The organism is Cyanobium gracile PCC 6307 (genome assembly GCF_000316515.1).
Lineage (GTDB): Bacteria > Cyanobacteriota > Cyanobacteriia > PCC-6307 > Cyanobiaceae > Cyanobium > Cyanobium gracile.
The window spans coordinates 2,380,085-2,403,740 of sequence record NC_019675.1; the positions used below are offsets into that span (position 1 = coordinate 2,380,085).

The following is a 23,656-nucleotide window of genomic DNA, read 5'->3' on the forward strand; positions in this document are numbered from 1 at the left end:
AAAGGGGCGTCAGCGGCGGGCCGGGGCGGGCAGCGGTGCGTCCGGGACCGGCGCCGGCGGTGGCGGCAGGGGCGCCGGGGCCACCGTCACCGGGCCCTTGACGCGCACGCGTTCGAGGTAGGCGAGGGGATTGAGCGGGTCGAGAGGATCACCATCGAACGCCGCTACCACCGCCACCGGTGACAGGGGGCGCTCCGCGGCGGGCAGCCCCAGGGCGGCGGCCGCGCTCCGGAACAGGGCCCGATCCTGCACGCGCTCGGTCACCTCCTGCCAGTTGCTGGGGAAGCTGGCCAGGCCCCAGCGGCCGAGCTGGCAGAGGATCCAGACCGCCTCCGCCGGGTTGGGCTCGTTGACCTCGGGGCCGTAGAAGCGGTTGAAGGACGGCATGCTGGTGGGCGCGCCGGTGCCGCGGTCGTAGGCGTCGACGAGACCAGGCCGGAGCATCGCCACATCGGTGCCCACGTACTGGCTCTGGGAGAGCAGCTCCACCAGTTCGCCGCGGTGGGCCGGGTCCTCGCAGTAACGGCAGGCCTCCAGCAGCGCCTGCACCAGGGCCCGGTGGGTGCGGGGGTAGGCGGCCGCCCAGGCCTCCCTCACCCCCAGCACCTTCTCGCCGTGGCCGTTCCACAGCTCCACATCGGTGGCGATCACCGTGCCGAGGCCCTCCAGGACGGCGCGGGAGTTCCAGGGTTCGCCGACGCAGTAGCCATCGATGGTGCCCGCCTTGAGGGCGGCCACCATCTGGGGCGGCGGGATCACCAGCAGCTCCACGTCGCGCTCGGGGTGGATCCCCGCCGAGGCAAGCCAGGCCCGCAGCATCAGGTTGTGCATCGAGGCCGGGTGCACCACGGCGAGCACCGGCCTGGACTCCGGGTGGGCGCCGATCCAGGCCTTGAAGTCGGCCAGGGTGTTCACCCCGGCGTCGTGGAAGCGGCGGTGCAGGGTGATGGCATTGCCGTTGCAGCTGAGGGTGAGGGCACTCACCATCCCCAGGGGCGGCTGGCCACCGCAGCCGAGGGTCATGGCGATCGGCATCCCCGCCACCATCAGGGCCCCGTCCAGAACGCCCTGGCGCACGTGGGTCTCGAGGGTTTTCCAGTTGCTCTCCCGCCGCAGCTGCACCTGGGTCAGGCCGTGCCGGGCGAAGAACCCCTTCTCCTGGGCCACCACCAGGGGCAGGCAGTCGGTGAGGGGAATGAAGCCCAGCTCCAGGTTCACCTTCTCGAGGCCGTCGGCGGCGATGGCCTCGGCGGGCTTGAGCCGCTGCTGCCGGGCCCGGCGCTGATCCGAGAGGAAGTTCACGATCTCGGCCCGCAGCCCGTAGTAGCGCGGGTGCTCCACCGTGCCCAGCTGGGTGCGGGGCCGGGGCAGGGGCACTTCAAGGATCTGATCGATGTGGGCCTCGGGGCCGTTGGTCATCAGCACCACCCGGTCGGAGAGCAGCAGGGCCTCGTCGACGTCGTGGGTGACCATCAGGGCGGTGACCTTCGCCTCCTGGCAGATCCGCATCAGCTGCTCCTGCAGGTTGCCCCGGGTGAGGGCGTCGAGGGCCCCGAAGGGTTCATCGAGGAGGAGGAGTTTCGGGCGCAGGGCCAGGGCGCGGGCGATGGCGACCCGCTGCTTCATCCCGCCGGAGATCTCCCGGGGATACTTGTCGGCGGCGGCCTTCAGGCCCACCAGCTGAATGTGGTGCTCGATGATGGCGTCCCGCTCCCGGCGGTCGCTGGCGGCGATCACGTTGTCCACACCCAGGGCGATGTTCTGGCGCACCGTGAGCCAGGGCAGCAGCGAGTAGTTCTGGAACACCACCATCCGATCGGGCCCCGGATCGGTGACCTGCCGGCCGCTCATCAGGATGCCGCCCTGGGTGGCGGTGGTGAGGCCGGCCAGCAGGTTGAGCAGGGTGGACTTGCCGCAGCCGGAGTGGCCGATGAGGGAGATGAACTCGCCCTCGGCGATATCCAGGAAGATGTCCCTGAGGGCCACGTACTCACCCCCGCCGGGCAGGGGGAAGGCCTGGGTGACGTGGTCGACGGTGAACAGGGCGGCCATGGTCAGGCGGCTCCCTTGCTGAGCTTGCGCCCGGCGAAGGCCACCAGGCGATCAAGCAGCAGGCCGACAAGACCCACATAGATGATGGCCAGCACGATCTCACTGGAGCTGCCATCACCCCCTGAGTTGTAGGCATCCCAGATGAAATAGCCGATGCCGCCGTCGGCCTTGAGCATTTCGGCGGCAACGATCGCCAGCCAGGCCAGACCAACGGCGATGCGCAGGCCCGCAAACACGAAAGGTACGGTGGCCGGGATCACGATGTCCCTGATGTAGGCGCCTTTCCGCAGCTTCAGCACCCTGGCGACGTTGATGTAGTCCTCGGGGATCTCACGGATGCCGATGGCCGTGTTGATGATGATGGGCCAGATCGCCGTGATGAAGATCACGAAGACGGCGGAGACGGTGGAATCCTGGAACACCATCAGGGCGATCGGGAACCAGGCCAGGGGAGGCACGGTGCGCAGCACCTGGATCACGGGGTCAAAGCCCTTGCCGAGGAAGCGGCTCATCCCCAGGAGGCCGCCGATGGTGATCCCCACCACCGCGGCCAGTCCGTAGCCCATGGCCACCCGCTGCAGCGAGATCAGGATCTGCCAGGCCAGGCCTTTGCTGGTGCCCCCATCATCGAAGAAGGGATGGATGATGTACGGGTCCCACGTGTCGACAACGACATTGATGGGCCCCGGCAGGCGGGCGACTCCCAGGATCAGGGACAGCAGCTGCCACAGCACCAGAAAGGCGCCGATGCAGATCAGATAGGGAGATACCCGGGACACCCAGATCGGCGTGATCCTCCGGGAACGGTGGTGCGGTGCTGCTGCGCTGAGGGCCATGGGGGATGGGTGGGAAATGGCGGCGGGGAGAAGGGAAGGAGTGGCTTCCGCTTCAGGACATGGCCTTGATCTTCAGGGCGTCCAGGTAGGCCTTCGGATTTCCCGGGTCGAAGACGACACCGTCGAAGAAGGTTTCCTTGCCACGGGAATCACTGGCGGGAATCGCCTTGTCCTGCCCGATCGCCTTGGCCGCCTCCTTCCAGAGATCGGCCCGGTTCACCTGGTTCACGAGGGCGTCGACGTCGGTGCTGGCGGGGAGGTAGCCCCAGCGCATGTCCTCGATCACGAACCACTGGTCGTGGCTCTTGAACGGGAAGGAGGCGTTCTCGCTCCAGAAGCGCATCCGGTAGGGGCTGTCGGTCACCGTGCGACCGTCGCCGGCATCGAAGGTGCCGGCCAGGCGGGGTTTGATGTCGGCCACCGACGCCTTGAAATACCTGTCCTTCGAGGTGATCTCACAGAGCTCGTCGAGGTTGGCGGGGTCCTCGCACCACATCTGCGCCTCTAGCACCGCCATCAGCAGGGCCTTGGTGGCCTTGGGATTCTTGGCGACCCAGTCGGCACGCATCGAGAAGGACTTCTCCGGGTGGAACTTCCAGAGTTCACCCGTCTCCGCCGCCGTGTAGCCCAGCTTCTTGTTGACCAGCCGCTGGTTCCAGGGCTCGCCGACACAGAAGGTGTCCATGGTGCCGGTCTGCATGTTGGCCACCATCTGGGGCGGGGGCACCACCACCAGGTCGGCGTCCTTGTTGGGGTCGATGCCGTTGGCGGCCAGCCAGTACCGCATCCACAGGTCGTGGGTGCCGCCGGGGAAGGTGACGGCCGCCTTGAACTTCCGGCCGGTCTTGGCCGTGGCGGCCACGGCGTCGGCGAGGCCGGCCTTGTTGTCGATGGTGAGCTTGTTGGCCAGGAAGTCCTTCGAGACCGATAGACCCTGGCCCTGCAGATTCAGCCGGGCCAGGGTGGCCATCGGCAGCGGCTGCTGGCTCTTGGTGATCTTGCCCGCCGCCAGCAGCAGGGGCATCGGCGTGAGGATGTGGGCGCCATCAATGCCGCCGCCGCCGCCGCCCAGTTCCAGGTTGTCGCGGGTGACGGCCCAGGAGGTCTGCTTCATCACCTTCACCTCCGGCATGCCGTGCTTGGCGAAGAAGCCCTTCTCCTTGGCGATGATCAGCGGGGCGGCATCGGTGAGGGCGATGAAGCCAAGGGACACACCGGTGACCTCGGGCGCATCGGCGCCACCGGCGGCCGGAGCGGCGGCGGGGGTGGCGACCTCCTTCTTGCCGCCACAGGCACTCAGCCAGATGGCGCCTGCCGTGGTGCCGGCAGCGGTGATCAGGAACTTGCGACGGGAAAGGTTGGACATGAAGCCTGAAGGGGAGCCAGGGAGGACCGGAGGGATGCACCGTGAGGTGCATGTGTTCTCAGGACGGGCTCCACAACGAAGCGCATCGTGCTGGCGAAAAGTGGGGTGGCTGGCGCGCAGGCTGACCAGTCAACTCTCAAAAGACCACGCCGGCGGCCCTCCCCAGGGTCGCGTCGGTTACCGATTCGGATCTTCGAGCGGCGGGTCTCCGTTCTCCGGCGCCGCCAGCTGGCGGCGCAGCCGTTCGCCGCTGCGGGCCATCAGCAGCGCCGTGGCCTGCTCGAGGGCGTCCTCGAGGTGCTCGAAGCGTCCGGCGAACCAGAGGTAGGCCGCCACGTTCCAGCGCAGCGCCGGGACCAGGGATCCTTCGCCGCTGAGGGCCGCCAGGGCCTCGGTTCGCCAGGCCTCCAGGCCCTGCCAGGGCACCTCGGCGCTGGTGATGCCGTGGTCGCGGGGGTGGAGCAGGATCCGCTCGGTGGCTCCCCGGCGCACGCGGGCGGTGATGCCGGCGCGGGAGGTGGGCAGATCGGTGGAGCCCTCCAGGCCCTTCACCGTCAGCAGGTCAGTCTCGCCGCAGTCCTGCAGGGCCTGCCAGGCGCGGGTCTCGGTGGGGGGATGGACGAAGCCGCTCACCAGCAGGTGCTCCCCCCGGTGCGGTGTCCAGAGCAGCTCCAGGCTCGCTATCGGCGGCCGTTTGCCGATGGCGTCCCGCACCGGCACCAGCCGCTCCGCCCAGGCGAAATGGTCGGGCTGGTGGGTGAGGGCCAGCCCGTGCCGATCGAGGCGCCGCTGCACCTCCTCGAGCGGCAGGCCGGTCCAGCTGATGCCGATGGCGCCGAACAGCTCCGCCAGGGTGACGCCGAACTTCACCGGCATCGGATCGCCGCCGTGCAGCACCACCGGCACCGCGTCGCTGGCCAGCACCAGGGCCACCAGCGGCAGCAGGGGGGCGGTGCGGCTGCGGCCGTCGTAGGGCACCCCGAAGCACAGTGGCCGCCGGCCGGGGGTTTCCAGCACCGGCCCGCTGCGCCGGTAACTGTCGAGCATGCCGGAGAGTTCGGTCGGGTGGGGGCGGCGGATCCGGTGGGCGATCAGGAAGGCCCCCATCTGGGCGTCATCGACCAGCCCCTGGAGCATGAGGTCCATGGCCTCGGCCGCCTCCTGGCGGTCCAGACCGGTGCTGGTGTGCTCGCCGCTGCCCACCTTGCCGATCAGCTCGCGGAACCGGGCCCGCTCGGGGCCGAGCGCCCGCAGGCGCACCAGACGCCGATCCTCGGCAGCGTTCAGCGGCTGGGCCGTCCCCGGCGGGATGGCGTCAGGTCCCGGGCCGGCCGGTTCTGGTAACAGTGACGACATGGGTGGACGGTTCCATGCCGGAAACTAAAGCCTTACCGATCAGTGGGTTCGCGCAGCTTTCCCCGGCGCTCCCCGACACAACGATCTTTCCGGACGACGCAGCTCTCATCGGCGTCCCGGGCTCCCGTCTCGCCGGACCGGCTTGAGACGCGCTCCCCCGAAGCACCTCCGAGGCACCCCCGAGCCTCAGCTTCCGCCCACCTGCCTGGCAGGACTCCGCCGCATGGCTGGCCATGCGGACCGCCGCTTTCGCATGAACAGCACCGACACCAGCGTCGACACCGACACGTCCGCCCTGCCGCCGGCGGGCCTCAGCAAGGTCGAACGGGCCAAGGCGGAGCTCTGCGGCCTGGAGCTGGCCCCCAGGCTGGCGGAACTGGCCGCGGCGGGCTGGGAGTCCCTCGATGAGGCCACCCTGACGATCCGCCTCAAGTGGCTGGGGATCTTCTTCCGTCCCGTCACCCCCGGCCGCTTCATGGTGCGGCTGCGGCTGCCCAACGGCGTCCTCCGTGCCGAGCAGCTGGAGCTGCTGGCTGACGCCGTCGACCGTTGCGGCGAGCACGGCAGCGCCGACATCACCACCCGCCAGAACCTGCAGCTGCGCGGCCTGCTGCTGGAGGACATGCCCCCCCTGCTGGAGGGGATGGAGCGGGTCGGGCTCACCAGCCGCCAGTCGGGCCACGACAACCCCCGCAACATCACCGGCAACCCCCTGGCCGGCCTCGACCCGGAGGAGCTGATCGACACCCGGCCGCTGGTGGCGGCGATCCAGGCCCGCCTGCTCGCCGACGACGGCCCCCGCAACCTGCCGCGCAAGTTCAATGTGGCGGTGGGCGGGGCCCCCGACAGCTTCCTGCTCCACAACGACCTCGCCTTCCTGCCGGCGCCCCATCCCCAGGATCCGGCCGCGCCGCTGGGTTTCACGGTGATGGTGGGCGGCTTCTTCTCGGCCCAGCGCAACGAACTGGCCGTGCCCCTCGGCCTGTGGCTGCGGCCCGACCAGCTGCCTGACTTCACCCTGGCCCTGCTGCGGCACTACGACGCCCACGGCAACCGGGTCCAGCGCAACAAGAGCCGGTTGATGTATCTGGTGGATGGCCTGGGGCTGGCGGCCTATCGCGATGCGGTGGTGGCGGCCTACCGGGAGCTGGCCGGGGAGGCAGCGGAGGTTCCGCTGACCCACGACGGCCGCCATCTGGTGGTGCGGTCCCCCCGCGATGGGCTGGGGCTCCAGGCTCAGAAGCAGGCGGGCCTCCACTGGGCGGGGTTGCACGTGCCGATGGGGCGGCTCGATGCCGCTTCGATGCTGGAGCTGGCCCGCCTGGCCCGCACCTACGGCAGCGGTGAGCTGCGCCTCACCGAGGCCCAGAACGTGCTGATCGTGAACGTGCCGGCCGATCGCCTGGCGGCCCTGGAGTCCGAACCCCTGCTGGCACGGTTCCGCCTGGAGCCCGGCGCCCTCCAGGCCGAAGCGGTGAGCTGCACCGGCAGCCGGTACTGCAGCTTCGCCCTGATCCCCACCAAGCGCACCGCCCAGACGGTGATCGACGAACTGGAGCGGCGCCTGGAGCTGCCCGAGGCCGTGCGCAGCCACTGGACCGGCTGCCCCAACGCCTGCGGCCAGCCCTACATGGGCCAGATCGGCCTGATGGGGGCCAAGGCCCGCCAGGACGGCCAGATGGTGGAGGCGGCCAAGATCTTCCTGGGGGGCCGCCTGGATCAGGACCCGAAGTTGGCTGAGCTGCATGGGAAGGCCGTGCCCCTCTCCGAGCTCGCTGACGTGCTGGAAGGGTTGCTGGTGGAGCGCTTCGGTGCCCGGCGGCGGCCCGCGCCGTGAGTGCCCCGTGACGGCCGCCCGCGCCCCGTGGGATCCCCGGCAGCTGCCGGCCGGCGGCAGCCCCGAACGCTGGCCCTGGCTGCAGGGCCTGCGGCGGGCTCGGGACCTTGACCTGGAGCCCTGGCTGCAGGCGGTGGAGGCGGGATGGCTGCGGCCCGACTCCGACCTGCTCGCCGCCCTGGCGGAGCGGCTCGACGGCCCGGCGGCGGCGCGGCTGCTGGCCTGGTGGCTGGCCCAGCCCGCCGCCGACCCGGCCCTGCTGGCGGTGATCGGCCGCCACCGCCACCCCCGCTGCCGCACCCTGCTGCGGCAGGCCCTGGCCCCGACCGCCGCCGCCCTCGCCGACGGCTCCGCCGCAGGGGCACGGGCTGCGCTCCTGCTGCCCCTTCTGGGCCATCAGCGCCAGCCGGACGATTTCGTGCTGCTGCGGGAGCGGGCGCTGGCGCCGTTGCCGCTGCAGCAGCGACGGGCCGCACTGGAGGGCCTGGCCGTGGGGCTCGGGGCCTGGCCGCTGCTCCCCCTGCGGCAGGTGCTCATCGCGCTGGTGGGGGATCTGGACCCGACCCTGGCCGCCACGGCCGTGGACCTGCTGGCCCGTCTGCCCGGGGGAGGCCAGGACCTGGCCGCCCTGGATCGCTGCCGCCTGGCCCCGGAGCTGGCGCGGCGGGTGGAGCGGCGTCTGGCGGCCGGGCGATCATGACCGCACCCCAGCGCGCTTGAGGCGAGGCCGATGTTCCGTCACCTGCTGGTGCCCACCGATGGCTCCGATCTCTCCGACGGCACGATTCGCCGGGCGGTGAGCTTCGCCCGCGAATCCGGGGCGACCATCACTTTCCTGCACGTGCTCGCCAACCTGGCGATGCCGCCCCAGGGCTCCCTCTACGGCGATCCGGTGCTGCTGGATCCGGCCGTGGTGGAGCAGTTCAGCCAGGCGGAGCGGGTCTATGCCGACGAACTGCTGGGGCGGGCCAGGGCCCTCGCCGAGGAGGCCGGGGTCCCCTGCGACACCGCCGTCGGTGAGCATCCGGTCGTCTACGAGGCGATCATCGACGCCGCCACCCGCCACGGCTGCGACCTGATCTTCATGGCCTCCCACGGCCGCCGCGGCCTCGCCGGGCTGCTGCTGGGCAGCGAGACCCAGCGGGTGCTGACCCACACCGAGCTGCCGGTGCTGGTGTTCCGCCGCCCCGGGCCCGCCGCCGGCCATGGTCAGGAGGCGCCCTCGGCCCCGGCCACGCCGGCCTGCTGAAGGCGCCAGCGGCGCACCACCTCGGCCACGTCCAGACCGTCGAGGTCAACCTGGGCATTGAGGCGCTGCATGGTGGCGGCGGGGATGCGGCCGGCCAGCCCCTCGATCACGGGCACCAGCTCCGGGCGCCGCCGCAGGGTGGCGGTGTGGAACACGGGCACCGCGTCGTAGGGGGGGAAGTAATGGCGGTCATCCTGCAGCTGCTGCAGGTCGAGGGCGGGGATCAGGCCGTTGGTGGTGTCGCCGGCGATCAGGTCGACGCGCCCCTCGGCCAGGGCCCGGTAGGTGAGGCCGAGATCCATGGCCTCGGGCGGCTGGGCGAAGCGCAGCCCGTAGCGGCGGGCCAGGCCGGCGAAGCCATCGGGGCGGTTGAGGAATTCGTAGCCGAAGCCCGCCCGCCAGCCGGGGGTGTGGGGGGCCGCCTCGCTGATCGTGGCGATCCCCAGCCGCCTGGCCTCGGCGCGGCGCACCAGGATCGCGAAGCTGTTCTCGAAGCCCAGGGAGGGGAACACGGTGAGCCCGAAACGCTCGGCGTAGAGCCGGCGGGTCTGCGCGAACACCTCCCGCGCCGGATCCGGCGTCTCCGGTGGCGGCGGCGGCTGGCCAAGAAGCGTGGTCCAGGCGGTGCCGGTGTATTCCACGTAGCCGTCGATGCGGCCGCTGCGCACGGCGGCATGGATCAGGCCGGTGCCCCCCAGGCCGAAGTCCCGCTTCACGTTCAACGGCGTGGAGGACTCGATCTGCTGGGCCAGCAGTTCGCCCAGGATCAGCTGCTCGGTGAAGCTCTTGCTGCCGATCCGCACCGTGCCGGCGCCGGCGGGCGGCAGCAGCTTCAGGGCCAGCACGGCTCCCAGGGCGAGGCCCGCCAGGCCCCAGGCGAGCCGCAGCACCCGCCGCCGGCCGGGGGAGCTGGTCCCGGTGGGGCGCCGGGCCAGCCGCCGCTCCAGCAGCCCCAGGCCGCCATCGGCGAGCAGGGCGATGGCGGCGGCCGGCAGCGCCCCCGCCAGGATCAGGCCGTTGTTCACCGTGGCGATGCCCCGGAAGATGAACACCCCCAGGCCGCCGGCGCCGATGGCGGCGGCGATGGTGGCCACCCCCACGCCGATCACCGTGGCCACGCGGAGGCCCGCCATCAGGGTGGGCAGGGCCAGGGGCAGCTCGACGTGCAGCAGCACCTGGCGGCCGCTGAGACCCAGGGCCCGGCCCGCCTGCTTCAGCCCCGGGGGCACCTGGGCCAGGCCGGTGACCAGCCCCCGCAGCAGGGGCAGGAGGGCGTAGAGGGTGAGGGCCACGATCGCCGGGGTGGTGCCGATGCCCCCCAGCAGCGGCACGGTGAGCAGCAGGCCGAAGATCGCCAGGCTCGGCACCGTCTGCACCGTGCTGGCCAGGGCCAGCACCGGCCCGGCCCAGCGGGGCCGGCGGCTGATCCAGAGGCCCAGCGGCAGGCTGATCGCCAGGGCCAGGCCGATGGCGCTGCCCACCAGCAGCAGGTGCTCACCGCTGCGTTGCAGGATCTCCCCGGCCAGGGCGCCGTCCCACCAGGCGGGGGGCCACCGGGAGGTCATGGCGCCTCGGCCGGCGTCAGGGCCCGGGTGGCCTGGAACACCGGCACGCCCCCGCCGATGAGGAGCAGGGCCCAGCCGCTGTTGGCGGTGTCGTTGCGCAAGGCGCCGACGAGGAAGGCGATGGAGCCCACCAGCACGATCGCGGTGCTCCAGGGGTGGCCCCAGGCCCGGTAGGGCCGCGGCCGTTCCGGCTCCTTGAACCGCAGCACGAACAGGCAGACGATCCCCACCAGGTAGAGGCTCACGTACAGGAAGGCCGCCAGCCCCAGCAGGATGGTGAAGTCCCCGCCGAGCACCAGCAGGGCCGACGCCAGGCTGGTGAGCACCAGCGCCACGGTGGGGGTGCCGCCCCGGTTCACCCGGTCGACCAGGGGGCTGAACAGGCGGTCGCGGCTGAGGCCGTAGAGGATGCGCGGGGCGCCCATGATCGAGGCGTTGATCAGCCCCGCCAGGGACAGCAGCGCCAGCACGGTGATCGCCTGGCCGCCGAAGGCGCCGAACAGCAGGGCGGCCGCATCGGCCACCGGCAGGCTGGAGACGGCGATCACCTTCAGGGGCAGCACCCGCAGCAGGGCCAGGTTGAACAGGGTGTAAATGGCGATCACGGCCAGCACCCCGCCGATCAGGGAGCGGGGCAGGTCCTCCTGGGGTTCGCTGAACTCCTCGGAGAAGTAGATGGGGCTGTGCCAGCCGTCGTAGGTGGTGATGATCGCCTGCAGGGAGAACACCAGCGCCACCGCCAGGCCCGTCCAGCCCGCCGGGGTGGCCAGGGCCGTCGCCGGGATCGCCGCGGCGGCGGCGGCCCGGGTGTCGGGGCCGCCCAGCAGGACGCAGGCCGCCACGACCGCCAGGAAGGCGACCGCCTTGGCCAGGCTCAGCAGCTTCTGGCTGCCGCTGCCCGCCTCCACCCCCAGCAGCTGGATCAGGGTGAACAGCAGCAGCACCGCCAGCCCCACCAGCTTTCCGTGGGGCTCCAGTCCCGGCAGCAGGAAGGCCGCGTACTCCCCGATGGTGACCGCCACCCAGGCGATGCCGGTGCAGTGGCCGATCCAGTCCATCCAGCCCACGGTGAAGCCGGCGGCATCCCCGAAGCAGCGCCGGGCGTAGACGTACCAGCCGCCGGCCAGGGGCAGGCTGGCCCCCAGCTCCGCCACGGCGTTGGCACCGAGCAGGGCGTAGAGACCGCCGGCCAGCCAGGCCGCCACCACCCAGGGGCCGCTGCCCAGCTGGGCCGCCACCAGGCCGGGCGTGCGCAGGATGCCGGCGCCGATGGTGCCCCCCACCGCCCCGGCGATGCCGAAGCTCACCCCCAGCACACTGAGCAGGCGGCCCGGGGTCTGGGCGGTCGCGGCCTGGTCCGGGGCCACCGGATCGGGGGGAGCGGGGCGGGTCAGGAGGCGATCACCCGTTCCAGCAGCCCGTGCAGCTCCTCCAGCTCGTGGCGGCTGAGCAGCCAGTCGCCCTCCAGATCCTTGGTGACGCGGGCCTCGAGGATCCAGCCATCCTCCGTGCGCACGACGGCGAAGTGGGGGGACTGGAAGGGGGCGGCCATGGCTGGCGGGAGGGGGGCGGTACCTCCTGCTTAGCCAGGGCCGGTGGGGCGGGCAGCCCTGGGGAGCTCAGGGCCCCTCGGAAGGGGGCGGCGCCAGCGCGTCCAGCAGCGGCGGTGGGCCCAGCTGCTCGAGGCGGAACGTGGCGCCGTAGCTCGGGGTGGGGCGCTGGGAATAGAAGCGGGCGGGGGCGGGCCTGCCCAGGCGGGCACGGACGCCGGCCACCAGGGCCGCGGCCCGGCTGCGGGCCCGCAGGACCTGCAGCACCAGCGCCTGCAGCCCGTCGGGCGCCGCGCTCCAGCCGAGAGCCGCGCAGGTCTGGCGGTCGAGCAGGCCCAGCAGACCCCACCGCAGCGCGGGGTGCAGGGGGGCGGGGCAGTCGGCCAGGAGCATGGCCAGGGTGGCGTCGGCGATGCGCCGGTTGGTGGCCGCCGGGGCGAAGGCCTCCCGCTCCACCCGTTCGTTCAGCGCCAGCAGGTCCCCCAGGGTGTCCGGCAGGTCCGTGATCCCCATCCGCTCGCCCACCCCGCGCCAGAAGCGGAACAGGTGCTCCTGCTCCTGGGGGGTCAGGGGCCGCCAGCCGTAGCGCGCCAGCCAGCGGATCGGCTCGGCCACGAAGGTGGAGAGCACGTAGAGGAAATCGTCGTTGCCGATCGCGTAGTGACCGTGGATGCGGTTCATACGGTCGATCACCGCCGCCCCGGCCGGGCTGTCCAGCCCATGGCGCAGCAGTTCGGCCACCATCAGCCCGGTGTCGTCGTAGCGCTTGCGGGGCCGCTGCTCGAATTCGCCGGTGCGGGACAGCAGCCCGGAGATGGAGGGCACACAGAAGGTCTTGAGCAGGGCCAGCTCCAGGGCCCGGGTGAGGTCCCAGGGAAACAGCTCGCCGGCCAGCCGGTGGGCGGTGGCTTCGGCGGCCCGCAGGCTCGCGGCGGCGTCGGCGGTTGCTGCGGCGTCGGCCGTGGTGCCGGCGGCCGGGGCGTCGCCGGGATCAAAGGGATCGTTCATCGGGGACTCAGAAGCGGGAACCGGGCTGCAGCAGGAACGCCTGCTCCTCAGGGCTGCTCGGCCGCCCCAGGGCCTGGTTGCGATGGGGGAAGCGGCCGAAGCGGGCGATCACCGCCTGGTGGCGGCGGGCGAAGTCCGCGGTGCGGGCGTCGGTGAGGCGCTCGAACAGGGGCAGGCCCAGCTCCTGCACCGCCAGATCCTCGCTGTGCATCAGGGGCATCAGCCAGAACGGCCGCCGTTCCGGGGCCGCTTCCGCCTCCACCCAGCCGGCCTCCACGGCCCGCAGCGTCAGCGCCAGGGCCTGCCCGTCCCCGGCGAAGGCGCGGGCCTGGTCGCGCCAGATCTGCCGCGGGAACTGGTCGAGCACCAGCAGCAGGGCCAGGGCGTCGTCGGCGCGCTCGCCCCAGGCGGCCAGGCCCCCGGCCAGGGCCTGGTCGGTGAGGGCCGCGAACCGTTCCTGCACGATCCGGTCGCGGTCGCCACCGGGCCGGAACCAGGCGGAGGGGGGCGTTTCCTCGAACCAGAAGCACAGCACCTCCTGCGGCGTCGGCATGGCTCAGACGAGGAATCGGTGCAGGAGAAATGGAAGCACCATCAGCCGCACTCCGCAGCCCAGGGCCACCGCATGGGCCTGCTTCCGGCCATCGAGCAGGGAGCCCAGTCCGATCGACCCGATCACCAGCGTCAGCAGCTGGCGGAGGCTGGGATCGCTGCCCATGGAACCTGGCCCGGAGCGGCGGACTCCCCCATGCTGGGGCTCCCATCGCCGTCCCGCCCACCCATGACCCACCTGGTGGTGCTCCAGCACCTGGAGCGGGAAGGTCCGGGCCGGTTCGGCGAGGAGGCCCGACGCCGGGGCTGGACAGTGACGGTCTGCCGGCCCGACCGGGGGGAGCCGATGCCCCGGCTCGGGCCCGACCAGGCCCTGCTGGTGCTGGGGGGACCGATGGGGGTGGGCGACATCGGATCGCCGTCCTTCCCCTGGCTGGCGGCGGAGGTGGCCCTGCTGCGGGAGTGCCTGGAGTGCGAGCGCCCGGTGGTGGGGCTGTGCCTGGGGGCCCAGCTGCTGGCCTTCGCCGCCGGTGGCCAGGTGGTGCCGCTGACGGCGGGGGACCCGCCGGTGCGGGCCTACGAAGTGGGCTGGGGGCCGGTGGACTGGATACGGTCCGAGGATCAGGAACCGGTGCTCACCGGACTCGGGGTGGGCCTGCCGGCGCTGCACTGGCACGGCGACCGGATCCGGCTCCCCGCCACCGCCGTCCTGCTGGGCTCGACGCCGCTCTGCGCCGAGCAGATGTTCCGCATCGGGCACCACGCCCACGGGCTCCAGTTCCACGTGGAGGTGACGGACGCCGCCCTGGAGGTCTGGCTCGAGGAGGACGGCGACTACGTGCGCCAGGCCCTCGGACCCGACGGAGTGGAGCAGATCAGGGCCGGCCGGGAGCGCTGGGGGGAGGAGGGGGAGCGCCAGGGGCGCCGGCTGATCAACAACCTGCTGGATCGGGTGGGTGCCCTGCTGGGGGGGTATCCCCTGATCTGAGGGCCAGCTCGCCCGCCAGGGCGTCGGCCAGCTGGCGGCGCCGGTCCTCCACCGCCCCATCCTCCAGCAGCCGCTCCGCAAGGGTCAGCCCCGCCTGGAGGCTGTCGCTGATTCCGGCGCGCCAGAGCAGGAAGCCGCCGTTCCAGATCAGCCCGGGCCGCAGCGGTCCGGATCCGGCCAGGGCCTCCCGGGCCTGGTCCCGCCACTGGGCCAGGCTTTCCAGCGGCACTTCGGGCGCCCCCAGGCCATGGTCGCGGGCCCGCAGGATCAGCCGCTCGGCCTCACCCGCCGCTCCCCCCTGCCGGTGGGAGGCGATCGCCACCCGGTTGGTGGGCAGCTCCACGCCCCCCTCCATCCCCTTGATCAGGAGCAGCTCGTCCTGGCCGGTGGCGGCGAGGGCCTCGCCGGCCAGCCGCTCGGTGGGGGCGTGGACGAAGCCGCTCACCTGCAGGTGGGGCCCGGGGTGGCAGCTCCAGAGCAGTTCCAGGGTGGCGACCGGCGGGCGCTTGCCGATCTGCTCCCGCAGCGGCACCAGCCGCTCGGCCGCCGGGAAGTGGGCCGGCTGGTGCAAGAGGGCCAGCCCCTCCGCGGCGAAGCGGCGGTTCACCGCGTCCCAGGGGAGGCCGCGGCGGTCGAGGCCGAGGGCGGCCAGGGCTTCGGCCGTGGTGAGGCCGTACTTCACCGGCATCGGATCGCCGCCGTGCAGCACCACGCCGGCCCCCGCCGCCACCAGCAGCAGGGCCACCAGGGGCAGCAGCGGCGCCGAGCGGCTGCGGCCATCGAAGGGCACCCCGAAACTCAGCACCCGGCGCTGGCTTGTCGCCAGCCGCGGCCCGCGGCGTGCGTAGCTGTCGAGCATGCCGGCCAGCTCCTGGGGCTCCGGGCGACGCAGGCGATGGGCGATCAGGAAGGCGCCGGCCTGGGCGTCCGTGCAGCGGCCGTCGAGCAGGTGGTCGAGGGCTTCGCCGGCCTCGGCCCGGCTCAGGGCCCGGCCGCTGCGTTCGCCGCTGCCCAGGGCGGCGATCAGTTCGCGGAAGCGGCGCCGGTCGGCCCCCAGCGCCTCCGCCCGCTCCAGCCGCCTCTGCGCCGTCCATTCCCCCCCGGGGCTCGGCGTCGACATGCGCGGCGACCTCCTTACGGTGATCCCTAGGGTGAGGGGCATGCCCGGGATCATCGCAAGCCCCCTTCTGTTGGTGGTGCATGGCCGTGCCGGTGGCGTCATCCCCGCCGAACTGCAGGTCCTGGCCAGGGAGCTGGAGGCGGGGCGCGGGGCTCCGGTGGGGCTGGAGGCCCTGACGGCGGCGCTGCCGCCGGATGCCCCTTGCGGCAGCGCCGCCGCCCCCCTGGTGCTGGTGCCCCTGTTCCTTCTGCCCGGCAGCCATGTGCGCCGGGACGTGCCACGGATCGCCGAGCGCTGCCGCCGGCGCGGGCCGGTGCGGCGCCTGCCGTTCCTGGGGGCCTGGGCCGCCTGGCAAAGGGCCCTGGCCGCCGAGCTGGCGGCGCTGCAGGGCCGCCCGGTGCCCTGGCTGCTGCATCACCCGCTGGAGGGGCCGCTGGGGGCGGCGTTCCTGGCCCACCTGGAGGCGGTCACCGGTGCCCGCTGCCACGCCACTCCATACAGTGCCCCCAATCCCGAGGACGCTCCGCTGCCCCTGCCCGGCCCCGCCCTGCCCCTGGCCCTGGCGGCCAACCGGCTCACCGACGCCCTGCCGCCGTCGCTGGGACGGCCGCTGCTGCAGCGGCCCCGGTTCCGGGCCGTGGTGCTGGAGGCCCTGATGGCCTTGCCATGACGGAGCCATGACGGACGAGACCCCGGCCCCCCGCGTTGATGACGGCCCCGGGACTGTGTACCTGGTGGGGGCGGGCCCGGGGGATCCGGACCTGCTCACCCTGCGGGCCCACCGGCTGCTGCAGCAGTGCGACGCCCTCGTTTACGACTCCCTGGTGCCCACCGCCCTGCTGGATCTGGTGCCCCAGGGCTGTGAGCGGCACTTCGTGGGCAAGCGCCGCGGCCACCATTCGGTGCCCCAGCCCAGCACCAACGCCGTGCTGCGGGAGCTGGCCGGGCGCCGGCGGCTGATCGTGCGCCTCAAGGGCGGCGATCCCTTCCTGTTCGGCCGCGGTGGGGAGGAGGCGGCCCACCTGGCGGCCCACGGGATCCCGGTGCAGGTGGTGCCGGGGGTGACGGCCGGCATCGCCGCCCCCGCCTACGCGGGCATTCCGGTCACCCACCGGCGGGCGGGATCGAGCGTCACCTTCGTGACCGGCCACGAGGAGATCGACAAGCGTCGCCCCGGTGTCGACTGGCGCGGCCTGGCCCGCAGCAGCGACGGGCTGGTGATCTACATGGGGCTGCACAACCTGCGCCACATCGTTGCCGAGCTGGTGGCGGGCGGACTGGCCCCCACCACCCCCGCCGCCGTGATCCAGCAGGGCACCGTGCGGGGCCAGCGCCAGCTGGTGGCCACCCTGGAGGTTCTGGCCGACCGGGTGGAGGCCGAGGCCTTCGCCTCCCCCTCGATCGTCGTGGTCGGGGCTGTGGTGCAGGAGCGGGTGCCGTCCTGCGCCCCGTCGCCCGCCGATGTGGCGATGCCGATACCCTTCTGAGGCCGCCGATCCCGCCAGCCCCGGCATGAGCCAGCCCGGCCTTTCCCACCTCAATGCCGCCGGCCAGGTGCACATGGTGGAGGTGGGCGACCGCCCCGCCAGCGACCGCCGCGCCGTGGCCGAGGGCTGCATCACGATGGCGCCCGAGGTGCTGGCCCTTGTGCTGGAGGGCCGGGCGGCCAAGGGGGATGTGCTGGCGGTGGCCCGGGTGGCGGCGATCCAGGGCGCCAAGCGCACCTGGGAGCTGATCCCCCTGTGCCATCCGATCGCCCTCACCGGGCTGGAGGTGCGGATCGAGCCGATGGCCGACGGCAGCGGGCTGCGGCTGGAGGCCAGCGCCCGCACCAACGGCGCCACCGGCGTGGAGATGGAGGCCCTGACGGCGGTGCAGGTGGGCCTGCTCACCCTCTACGACATGGTGAAATCGGCCGATCCGGCCATGACCATCGGCCCGGTGCGGCTGCTGCGCAAGGAGGGGGGGCGCCGGGGCCCCTGGGAGCACCCTGCCGTGCGGGGCCTGGCGGAGGAGAGCGATGGCTGAGCCGTTCCCCCGGGAGGGCCTGCCCCTGGAGGAGGCGCGGCGCCGGGTGCTGGCGGCGATCACCCCGCTGACGGGCCGTGAGCGGCTGCCGCTGGCGCGCTGCCTGGGCCGGGTGAGTGCCGAACCGGTGCGGGCGCCCGAGGCCGTGCCGGGATTCCGGGCCTCGATCATGGATGGCTACGCCATCGCCGACGCCGAGGCCCCCAGCCCCGGCCGCCGCTGGTGGCTGGTGGGCCGCTCCGCCCCCGGAGCCCCCTACGGAGCGGTGCTGGCTGAGGGGGAGGCGATCCGGATCCTCACCGGCGCCCCCCTGCCGGAGGGGGCGCTGCGGGTGCTGCCCCAGGAGCTGGTGCGTCCCGAGTCCCTCGGGGAGGCGGCCGGCACCGACAGCCTGGTGCTCACCGGAGAGGCGGGCCCCAACCCCTGGATCCGCGCCCCCGAGGAGGAGGCCGCCGCCGGGGACGAACTGCTGCCGGCCGGGGTGCGCCTGGGGGCCGCCGCCCTGGGCCGGCTGGCCAGCTGCGGCGTGGCGGCCCTGGAGGTGAGCGTCCAGCCGCGGGTGGGGCTGCTGATCAGCGGTGATGAGCTCGTGGAGGCCGGTGCGGCCCGGGGGCCGGGGCAGATCTGGGAGAGCAACGGCACCCTGCTGCGGGCCCTGCTGGAGCGGCTGGGCTACCCCGTCAGCGAGCAGCGGGTGGTGGCCGACGATCCGGCCGCCCTGCGCCAGGCGTTGCGGGAGCTGGCCGACCGCTGCGATGTGGTGGTGAGCACCGGCGGGGTGTCGGCCGGCGACAGCGACTGGGTCCGCCCCCTTCTGGCCGAGCTGGGGGAGGTGGGGTTCTGGAAGCTGTTCCTCAAGCCCGGCCGGCCCTTCGCCTTCGGCCGGCTGGGGTCTTGCCCCTTCTTCGGCCTGCCCGGCAACCCGGTGGCCGCGGCGGTCACGGCCCTGCAGTTGCTGTGGCCGGCCCTGCAGCAGCTGGAGGGGGGCGAGGTGGTGCTGCTGCCGCGGCTGAAGGTGCGCCTGGCCTCGGCCCTGAAACGGGGCGCCGGCCGGCCCGAGCTGGCCCGGGCCCGGCTGGCGGTGGCCGGCGACGGGGCCCTGCTGGCGCAGGTGGAGGGCAGCCAGGCCTCCTCCCGCATCGGCTCGCTGCAGGGGGCTGACCTGCTGCTGGAGATCCCCGCCGAGGCCGGTGCCCTGGCGGCCGGCACGGAGCTGTGGGCCCAGCTGCTGCGGCTGCCGCTGCTGTGAGTCAGTCGCTGCTGGCCTCCGGCGTTCCGGGGGCGGCGATCGGCGCCGGGATCGGGGCGGGGAGGCCGTCGATGCTGCGGCGGTTCTTGCGCTTCCAGTAGCGCTCCAGGCCGTCGTTGCCCTTGCGGCGGGCCCAGGTGTCGAGCTCGGTGCGGTCGCCCCCGTAGCTGTAGCGGGGCACCGCCATGCCGCAGGAGGTCTGGACCCGTTCGATGGCCAGGTCGAAGATCTGGCGGGCGCCGGCCAGGGGCTCAAAGTGGCCGAACAGGGCCTCCCAGCCGGCCTCACCCCGCTGGAGGGTGCGGGCGGTGCCGTAGAGCCGCAGGATCTGGGGCGGGCCTTCGAAGGCGCAGACCATCAGGGTCATGCGCGGGCAGGCCTGCACGTGGGCGGCGGTTTCGTTGCCGCTGCCGGTGAGGTTGAGCCAGATCACCCGGCGCTCGTCGAGCACCCGCAGCGCATCCCGCCCCTTGGGGGAGACGTTCACCGTGCTGTCCGCGGTGGCGGTGCCGACGAAGAAGAGCTTCTGGGCGCCGATGAAGGTGATCTGGTCGGCCGTGAGGGCGTCGCTGGACTGGCCCATGGAACGGAGTGCGAAGGGAAGGGGGCGTGGGGAGCTGGGGACGTCACAGCGGCGTGTTGCCGGCCACCCAGGTGCCGCGGCCGCCGCACCACTCCCGTTTCCAGAAGGGGGCGTGGTGCTTGAGATCCTCCAGCAGCTCCTGGACGCAGCGCAGGGCGGGACCGCGGCGGTCGGCCAGGACGGCCACCAGCACGATGGCCTCCCCCGGCCGCACCCGCCCCACCCGGTGCGCCACCAGCACCGCGCCCGCCCCGTGGCGCTCCGCGCTGGCTTCGGCGAGGAGGATCAGCTGGGCCTCGGTCATGCCCGGGTAGTGCTCCAGTTCCAGGGCCTCGAGGGGCTCGCCGGCGGCGCTGGTGGGGCGCACGCGGCCGATGAAGTGGCTTTCGGCGGCTGAACCCGTGGCGTTGGCCCCCTCGGCAGCCAGGCTTCGGTGCCAGGCCGCCAGCCTCTCCATCGGCTGGAAGGGGACCTCCAGGAGCTGCACCTCGATCGGGGGGGCCGGGCGCACGGGGCTGGTGGTGGCCATGGTTCAGCCTCCGGTGATCGGGGGCAGGAAGGCCACCTCGTCGCCCGGGGCCAGGGGGCTGTCCGGGGCGGCGAAGGCCTGGTTGATGGCCACCCGCACCGCGGCCGGCAGCTCGGCGCTGTCCTCTCCGGGGCTGGTGTCGAGGGCCAGCTGCCGCCAGAGGCCCGCCGCGGTGGTGCGCTGGGCGTCGAGGGGGATGAGCCGTTCCCCCCAGCCGGCCCGTTCGCGCAGGCCGGCGAACAGCCGCACGCGCACGGTGGGAATGCTCTGCTGGGTCATGGGGTCTCCCTGGGCTGGGCCATGGTCATGGTGGCGGCTCCAGTGCGCTTCAGGCGGAAAGACCGATCTGGCTGGGCAGGGACCGGCAGACCACCCGGTTGCGCCCATGGCGCTTGGCTTCGTAGAGGCAGTCGTCGGCCAGCTGGAGCATCCGGTCGGCGTCGCACTCGGTCGTTGACAGCGGATCCCAGGACGCGATGCCGATGCTGACGGTGAGGACGTTGCCCGTTACCACGCCTGGATGGTAAATCCCCTTGTCCTGGATCGACTCGCGCAGCTTCTCGCACAGGCGGAGGGAGGCAGCGGCATCGGTCTTGGGCAGGATGATGGCGAATTCCTCGCCCCCCAGCCGGCCCACGAAGTCGCTCTTGCGGCTCAGGCTGGTGCGGAGGGCATCGGCGATCTCCTTGAGGCATCGGTCGCCGTAGGCGTGGCCCAGAACATCATTGACCACCTTGAACTGATCGATGTCGATCAACGCCAGGGAAAGGTTGACCTGGGCGGCTCTGGAGGCGGAGACATTCCCCTTGAGGAAGGAATCGAAGCTGCGGCGATTGGCGAGCTGGGTGAGGGGATCCAGCATCGCCAGCCGCTTCGAGCGTTCACTCTCGAAGGCATAGAACAGCAGGCTCAGCAGGCTGCTCATCGCTTCGATGCGTTGCACCTCTTGGTCGCTGAAGATGCTGCCTTCATGCAGGGCGATCGTGAGCACCGGGATGGAAACTCCGCGTGAGTCCAGTCGGATGCCGAGGTAATCGCTGCAGCCCCCGTCCTTGAGGGAGTCCAGAAAAGGGAAGCCATTCTCCTTCGTGGCGATCAGCTGCTGCCGAAACACCTTGCTCCTGGTGGCGATGAAATGCAGGGGGCTGCGCAGGTGCTCATCCTGCTCCAGGAAGTCCCGCTCCATGCGCAGGGTGCTGACAAGGCCGGGTCTGGAGCTGACCCAGACATACTGGCTGCAGTCGATATCATCCTGATCGGGCAGAAAAGCCAGGGAGAAGCGGTAGATCTCCAGGCCCCAGGATTTCAGCTCATTGACAAACAGGAGCACGAACTCCTCAAAGCTGCGCAGCCTCGACCAGTTGTCGATGATGTAGCGCTCCAGCGGAATCTTCCTGTCGGACGTCTGGTAACCTTCGCCATGCCCGGAGTCCCGCAGCCGCGACATGGCACGGATCTGCTCCAGCCTGTGCTGCAGGGAATCGCGGTCCGCCCATTCGGAGGATCGAATGAACGACTCCACGTCCTCCAGGGAGAGGGGAGGTGAGACGAGGAACCCCTGCAGGGCATCGGCGCCCAATCGGATGACCGCGGTGAGTTCGTTGTGGGTTTCCACGCCTTCGCAGACGACCGTTTTGCCCAGTGCATGGACCGTTTCGATGAAGGAGCCGACATAGCGCTGCAGCCGGAAGGAGCGATCGATCCCCTTGATCAGATCAATGTCGAGCTTGATGGCGTCATACCAGGCTTCACTGATCCGCCGGTAGTTCGAAAGTCCGGAGCCGAAGTCGTCGATGAAGATTCTGAAGTTCAGCTCCCGCATCAGTCGCTCGGATGCCGTCGTCACACCTTCCGAGCCCGCCAGGATATCCGTTGCGGCCATCTCCGTGATCTCGATGCAGAAGATGGAGCTGTCGATGCTGTGCTGCTTGAACAGACTGATCAGCTGATTGAGTCGCTGATCGGTGGACACGGAATCGGAACTGACATTGACGGAGACATACTCAATGCGATGACGCAGAAACTCCGATGCATGGATCTGCTGTTGCACGTCAGCGAGCCGGCTGACAACCAGCGCATCGATCTTGTGGGTAATGCCGATGTCATGAGCCAGCTGAATCACATGTCCCGTGCCGAGCTTGCTCAGGGCCGGCGGCAGGAAGCGGATCAGCAGCTCGAGGCCGAAGTGGCCCGGATTGCTGAGCTGAAGAATCGGTTGGAAGCGCAGCTCAAGATCACTCGCCTTCAGGGACGTGAGTTGACTTCTGATTTCACCTTTATCCTTGACCAGCAGATCATCACCGCTCTTCACTAGGCGGTACGAACGTCTGTCTTCGGCGGCCAGAATCTCCCCGAAGGCCTGCATCGTCAGCAGGGAGCCGGGTGGATCAATCAGCGGGAATCGCTGCCCGGTGATGATCACATCATCCCAGGCAAGCACCGAATCGCTGGAAATCTGAATGGACCCGGAGACAATGCCGAGCAGACGGGCCAGGAGCGCCTCACAGGCGCCATTGTCATCGATGGGAATGTTGCCGGAAGACCGGACGATCAGGGCAATCTTGTTCTTCGAGACATGGTAGAAATTGAAGCCGGGGTGTACGGCCCATCCCTTCTCGATTGCACGACAGGCCTTCGTGAGGATCTGGTTGATCTCCACCTCGCTGAGATAGCCGCGTTGCCGTTCGAGATAGCGAAAGTCGATGGTCACGAGGAAGCCGTCTCCGCCGCGCTCAGCGTGCTTCCTGAGTGCCGAAGGCTCAAGATCCTTTACCAGGGCATAGTGCGTCAGGAAGGACGTCTGGCCGTCCCTGCGGAAGCTTCCGGTCGCCGGTTGATCCTTCCGGCGGTTGTGGCTGGAACGCCAGGCGATCACCATGGTCAGCCCGATGCCCAGCAGCCCCAGGACCAAGGCGAGGTTGCGGACGCGATCCGCTTTTGTCGGCAGGGCCGGCGCCAGGGTCAGCCCCACCGCCACACCCCCGAAGCCGACCCGGTAGAGCGAACCGGCCGGGGCCCCCTTCGCCATCCCCTTCGCCTCCAGGTCGGTCCATGGGGCCAGCCGGATCTGCCTGTCGCCATCCTGGTCGCGCTGGATCAGGTTGCTGCCGGTGAGCCTGATCCATTCGGGGGCCCGGCGGCGATCGGGGCCCGTGCTGAGGAGAAGGGCATTCCCCTGCCCCGGTTCGCCTGCCACCACCAGATCCAGCCGGGAAAAGCGGCGGGGGCAGACCAGCAGCCTGCCCTTCAGGGAAGTGGAGCCCGTCGCCATCACCGCCGGAACGGGGGGGCTTACCAGCTCCGCCTCGTTGACGGACTGCAGACCGGGGGGGGGCATGGCCGGCCCTTTGGCCTCCGCGCTGGCGGACCCCTGCGCCGATGGTGTGGCAAAAAAACGTTCGACGTCCTGCAGGGCGGTGCACAGCCGCCCGGCGATCCGATCATTCTGGCGGCGTAAGTCGTTGGAACTGCGCTGATCCAGCAGATGCGTGAAGATCAGAAGAGAGGTGCCCGAAAGAAGCGCTCCACTGATGATCATCAATGTGGTGCGACGGCGCATGTTCCTCCCTCACCACCCGCACCTTAGCCACGGCTGGCGTGGCGAGCCCCAGGTCGTCGCCGCTTCCCTGCCCGGGGCAACAGGGAGGTGCAGGGGGGTGGTGCAGGCGTTGGTTGCGTTACCTTCCGCCATTGCCGGTGCGGTTCGACGTTATTCCTCAGCGCCCATTCCCCTGGGTTTCCTCACCATTGCTCAGGGAAAACTCAGGCTTGTTCGCTGAGCGCTCCAA

The 23,656-nt window shown here is 71.5% G+C and carries 23 protein-coding genes; 8 read left to right on the forward strand and 15 right to left on the reverse strand.

The window, feature by feature from the left end; translation table 11 throughout:
* Nucleotides 1-9: 9 nt before the first annotated feature.
* The 4 genes from CYAGR_RS11515 to CYAGR_RS11530 form a co-directional block, all read right to left on the reverse strand.
* Complete coding sequence (locus CYAGR_RS11515) at nucleotides 10-2,052, reverse strand: ABC transporter ATP-binding/substrate-binding protein (protein ID WP_015109990.1); 2,043 nt, start codon at nucleotides 2,050-2,052, stop codon at nucleotides 10-12.
* Between the two features lie 2 nt (nucleotides 2,053-2,054).
* Nucleotides 2,055-2,888 carry a nitrate ABC transporter permease gene (gene ntrB / locus CYAGR_RS11520; protein ID WP_015109991.1) on the reverse strand — a complete coding sequence of 278 codons (834 nt, stop codon included), beginning with the start codon at nucleotides 2,886-2,888 and terminating at the stop codon, nucleotides 2,055-2,057.
* A 52-nt stretch (nucleotides 2,889-2,940) separates the two neighbouring features.
* Nucleotides 2,941-4,254: a CmpA/NrtA family ABC transporter substrate-binding protein gene (locus CYAGR_RS11525; RefSeq protein WP_015109992.1), complete on the reverse strand. Its 1,314-nt coding sequence runs from the start codon at nucleotides 4,252-4,254 to the stop codon at nucleotides 2,941-2,943.
* A gap of 177 nt (nucleotides 4,255-4,431) precedes the next feature.
* Nucleotides 4,432-5,610 (reverse strand): anthranilate phosphoribosyltransferase, encoded by a 1,179-nt coding sequence (locus CYAGR_RS11530; RefSeq protein WP_015109993.1) that lies wholly within the window; start codon nucleotides 5,608-5,610, stop codon nucleotides 4,432-4,434.
* 253 nt (nucleotides 5,611-5,863) lie between these two features.
* Here CYAGR_RS11530 and CYAGR_RS11535 point away from each other — a divergent pair, with 253 nt between their 5' ends.
* From CYAGR_RS11535 to CYAGR_RS11545, 3 genes are read left to right on the forward strand one after another with little or no spacing between them, the layout of a single operon-like run.
* Nucleotides 5,864-7,447, forward strand: a complete 1,584-nt coding sequence (locus tag CYAGR_RS11535) for a ferredoxin--nitrite reductase (RefSeq protein WP_043325795.1) — start codon at nucleotides 5,864-5,866, stop codon at nucleotides 7,445-7,447.
* 7 nt (nucleotides 7,448-7,454) lie between these two features.
* Entirely contained in the window at nucleotides 7,455-8,147 is a 693-nt protein-coding gene (locus CYAGR_RS11540) for a hypothetical protein (protein ID WP_015109995.1), read from the forward strand.
* Nucleotides 8,148-8,177: 30 nt separating this feature from the next.
* On the forward strand, nucleotides 8,178-8,696 hold the full coding sequence (locus CYAGR_RS11545) for a universal stress protein (RefSeq protein ID WP_015109996.1): 519 nt from the start codon (nucleotides 8,178-8,180) through the stop codon (nucleotides 8,694-8,696).
* Here the strand turns inward: CYAGR_RS11545 and CYAGR_RS11550 are convergent.
* From CYAGR_RS11550 to CYAGR_RS18435, 6 genes are all read right to left on the reverse strand, one after another.
* Nucleotides 8,657-10,261 carry a glycine betaine ABC transporter substrate-binding protein gene (locus CYAGR_RS11550; protein ID WP_015109997.1) on the reverse strand — a complete coding sequence of 535 codons (1,605 nt, stop codon included), beginning with the start codon at nucleotides 10,259-10,261 and terminating at the stop codon, nucleotides 8,657-8,659. The two genes, CYAGR_RS11545 and CYAGR_RS11550, sit on opposite strands and share 40 nt — an antisense overlap.
* The gene (locus tag CYAGR_RS11555; protein ID WP_015109998.1) at nucleotides 10,258-11,628 is read right to left on the reverse strand and encodes an APC family permease; all 1,371 of its coding nucleotides are present in this window, start codon (nucleotides 11,626-11,628) and stop codon (nucleotides 10,258-10,260) included. Before CYAGR_RS11555 ends, CYAGR_RS11550 begins: the two co-directional genes overlap by 4 nt.
* A 23-nt stretch (nucleotides 11,629-11,651) precedes the next feature.
* Nucleotides 11,652-11,813 (reverse strand): hypothetical protein, encoded by a 162-nt coding sequence (locus CYAGR_RS18430; protein ID WP_015109999.1) that lies wholly within the window; start codon nucleotides 11,811-11,813, stop codon nucleotides 11,652-11,654.
* A 67-nt stretch (nucleotides 11,814-11,880) separates the two neighbouring features.
* The gene (locus CYAGR_RS11560; RefSeq protein ID WP_015110000.1) at nucleotides 11,881-12,819 is read right to left on the reverse strand and encodes an oxygenase MpaB family protein; all 939 of its coding nucleotides are present in this window, start codon (nucleotides 12,817-12,819) and stop codon (nucleotides 11,881-11,883) included.
* A gap of 7 nt (nucleotides 12,820-12,826) precedes the next feature.
* Nucleotides 12,827-13,372 carry a DUF924 family protein gene (locus CYAGR_RS11565; protein ID WP_015110001.1) on the reverse strand — a complete coding sequence of 182 codons (546 nt, stop codon included), beginning with the start codon at nucleotides 13,370-13,372 and terminating at the stop codon, nucleotides 12,827-12,829.
* A gap of 3 nt (nucleotides 13,373-13,375) precedes the next feature.
* Nucleotides 13,376-13,537 (reverse strand): hypothetical protein, encoded by a 162-nt coding sequence (locus CYAGR_RS18435; RefSeq protein ID WP_015110002.1) that lies wholly within the window; start codon nucleotides 13,535-13,537, stop codon nucleotides 13,376-13,378.
* A gap of 63 nt (nucleotides 13,538-13,600) precedes the next feature.
* Here CYAGR_RS18435 and CYAGR_RS11570 point away from each other — a divergent pair, with 63 nt between their 5' ends.
* A complete protein-coding gene (locus CYAGR_RS11570; RefSeq protein ID WP_015110003.1) occupies nucleotides 13,601-14,359 on the forward strand; it encodes a type 1 glutamine amidotransferase in 759 nt (252 codons plus the stop codon).
* Here CYAGR_RS11570 and CYAGR_RS11575 read toward each other — a convergent pair.
* Entirely contained in the window at nucleotides 14,304-15,479 is a 1,176-nt protein-coding gene (locus CYAGR_RS11575; RefSeq protein WP_156818458.1) for an anthranilate phosphoribosyltransferase, read from the reverse strand. The genes CYAGR_RS11570 and CYAGR_RS11575 overlap by 56 nt on opposite strands.
* Before the next feature lie 40 nt (nucleotides 15,480-15,519).
* Between CYAGR_RS11575 and CYAGR_RS11580 the strand changes: the two genes are divergently transcribed.
* Genes CYAGR_RS11580 through CYAGR_RS11595 form a run of 4 tightly spaced genes read left to right on the forward strand, consistent with a single transcriptional unit; the run spans nucleotide 15,520 to nucleotide 18,756 of the window.
* Nucleotides 15,520-16,149 (forward strand): CbiX/SirB N-terminal domain-containing protein, encoded by a 630-nt coding sequence (locus CYAGR_RS11580; protein ID WP_015110005.1) that lies wholly within the window; start codon nucleotides 15,520-15,522, stop codon nucleotides 16,147-16,149.
* Nucleotides 16,150-16,156: 7 nt separating this feature from the next.
* Entirely contained in the window at nucleotides 16,157-16,966 is an 810-nt protein-coding gene (gene cobA, locus CYAGR_RS11585; RefSeq protein ID WP_015110006.1) for a uroporphyrinogen-III C-methyltransferase, read from the forward strand.
* A 25-nt stretch (nucleotides 16,967-16,991) separates the two neighbouring features.
* Entirely contained in the window at nucleotides 16,992-17,507 is a 516-nt protein-coding gene (gene moaC / locus CYAGR_RS11590; protein WP_015110007.1) for a cyclic pyranopterin monophosphate synthase MoaC, read from the forward strand.
* Nucleotides 17,500-18,756, forward strand: a complete 1,257-nt coding sequence (locus CYAGR_RS11595; protein WP_015110008.1) for a molybdopterin molybdotransferase MoeA — start codon at nucleotides 17,500-17,502, stop codon at nucleotides 18,754-18,756. The genes moaC and CYAGR_RS11595 overlap by 8 nt, the downstream gene beginning before the upstream one ends.
* Before the next feature lies 1 nt (nucleotide 18,757).
* Here CYAGR_RS11595 and CYAGR_RS11600 read toward each other — a convergent pair whose 3' ends face one another.
* From CYAGR_RS11600 to CYAGR_RS16590, 4 genes are read right to left on the reverse strand one after another with little or no spacing between them, the layout of a single operon-like run.
* Nucleotides 18,758-19,339 carry a pyridoxamine 5'-phosphate oxidase family protein gene (locus tag CYAGR_RS11600; protein ID WP_015110009.1) on the reverse strand — a complete coding sequence of 194 codons (582 nt, stop codon included), beginning with the start codon at nucleotides 19,337-19,339 and terminating at the stop codon, nucleotides 18,758-18,760.
* Nucleotides 19,340-19,382: 43 nt separating this feature from the next.
* Nucleotides 19,383-19,868, reverse strand: coding sequence for a molybdopterin synthase catalytic subunit (locus CYAGR_RS11605; RefSeq protein WP_015110010.1), 486 nt, complete (start codon nucleotides 19,866-19,868; stop codon nucleotides 19,383-19,385).
* Between the two features lie 3 nt (nucleotides 19,869-19,871).
* Nucleotides 19,872-20,147, reverse strand: a complete 276-nt coding sequence (locus CYAGR_RS11610; protein ID WP_015110011.1) for a MoaD/ThiS family protein — start codon at nucleotides 20,145-20,147, stop codon at nucleotides 19,872-19,874.
* 49 nt (nucleotides 20,148-20,196) lie between these two features.
* The gene (locus CYAGR_RS16590; protein ID WP_083891387.1) at nucleotides 20,197-23,427 is read right to left on the reverse strand and encodes a bifunctional diguanylate cyclase/phosphodiesterase; all 3,231 of its coding nucleotides are present in this window, start codon (nucleotides 23,425-23,427) and stop codon (nucleotides 20,197-20,199) included.
* Nucleotides 23,428-23,656 lie beyond the last annotated feature (229 nt).

Coding starts and splice junctions, on each gene's coding strand:
- CYAGR_RS11530 (WP_015109993.1), bottom strand. CDS start 5,610: ATGTCGTCACTGTTACCAGAACCGGCCGGCCCGGGACCTGACGCCATC.
- CYAGR_RS11575 (WP_156818458.1), bottom strand. CDS start 15,479: ATGTCGACGCCGAGCCCCGGGGGGGAATGGACGGCGCAGAGGCGGCTG.
- CYAGR_RS11515 (WP_015109990.1), bottom strand. CDS start 2,052: ATGGCCGCCCTGTTCACCGTCGACCACGTCACCCAGGCCTTCCCCCTG.
- moaC (WP_015110007.1), top strand. CDS start 16,992: ATGAGCCAGCCCGGCCTTTCCCACCTCAATGCCGCCGGCCAGGTGCAC.
- CYAGR_RS11595 (WP_015110008.1), top strand. CDS start 17,500: ATGGCTGAGCCGTTCCCCCGGGAGGGCCTGCCCCTGGAGGAGGCGCGG.
- CYAGR_RS11610 (WP_015110011.1), bottom strand. CDS start 20,147: ATGACCCAGCAGAGCATTCCCACCGTGCGCGTGCGGCTGTTCGCCGGC.
- CYAGR_RS18430 (WP_015109999.1), bottom strand. CDS start 11,813: ATGGCCGCCCCCTTCCAGTCCCCCCACTTCGCCGTCGTGCGCACGGAG.
- CYAGR_RS11580 (WP_015110005.1), top strand. CDS start 15,520: ATGCCCGGGATCATCGCAAGCCCCCTTCTGTTGGTGGTGCATGGCCGT.
- CYAGR_RS11605 (WP_015110010.1), bottom strand. CDS start 19,868: ATGGCCACCACCAGCCCCGTGCGCCCGGCCCCCCCGATCGAGGTGCAG.
- CYAGR_RS11600 (WP_015110009.1), bottom strand. CDS start 19,339: ATGGGCCAGTCCAGCGACGCCCTCACGGCCGACCAGATCACCTTCATC.
- CYAGR_RS11535 (WP_043325795.1), top strand. CDS start 5,864: ATGAACAGCACCGACACCAGCGTCGACACCGACACGTCCGCCCTGCCG.
- CYAGR_RS11550 (WP_015109997.1), bottom strand. CDS start 10,261: ATGACCTCCCGGTGGCCCCCCGCCTGGTGGGACGGCGCCCTGGCCGGG.
- CYAGR_RS11545 (WP_015109996.1), top strand. CDS start 8,178: ATGTTCCGTCACCTGCTGGTGCCCACCGATGGCTCCGATCTCTCCGAC.
- CYAGR_RS11565 (WP_015110001.1), bottom strand. CDS start 13,372: ATGCCGACGCCGCAGGAGGTGCTGTGCTTCTGGTTCGAGGAAACGCCC.
- cobA (WP_015110006.1), top strand. CDS start 16,157: ATGACGGACGAGACCCCGGCCCCCCGCGTTGATGACGGCCCCGGGACT.
- CYAGR_RS11525 (WP_015109992.1), bottom strand. CDS start 4,254: ATGTCCAACCTTTCCCGTCGCAAGTTCCTGATCACCGCTGCCGGCACC.
- CYAGR_RS11570 (WP_015110003.1), top strand. CDS start 13,601: ATGACCCACCTGGTGGTGCTCCAGCACCTGGAGCGGGAAGGTCCGGGC.
- CYAGR_RS16590 (WP_083891387.1), bottom strand. CDS start 23,427: ATGCGCCGTCGCACCACATTGATGATCATCAGTGGAGCGCTTCTTTCG.
- CYAGR_RS18435 (WP_015110002.1), bottom strand. CDS start 13,537: ATGGGCAGCGATCCCAGCCTCCGCCAGCTGCTGACGCTGGTGATCGGG.
- CYAGR_RS11560 (WP_015110000.1), bottom strand. CDS start 12,819: ATGAACGATCCCTTTGATCCCGGCGACGCCCCGGCCGCCGGCACCACG.
- ntrB (WP_015109991.1), bottom strand. CDS start 2,888: ATGGCCCTCAGCGCAGCAGCACCGCACCACCGTTCCCGGAGGATCACG.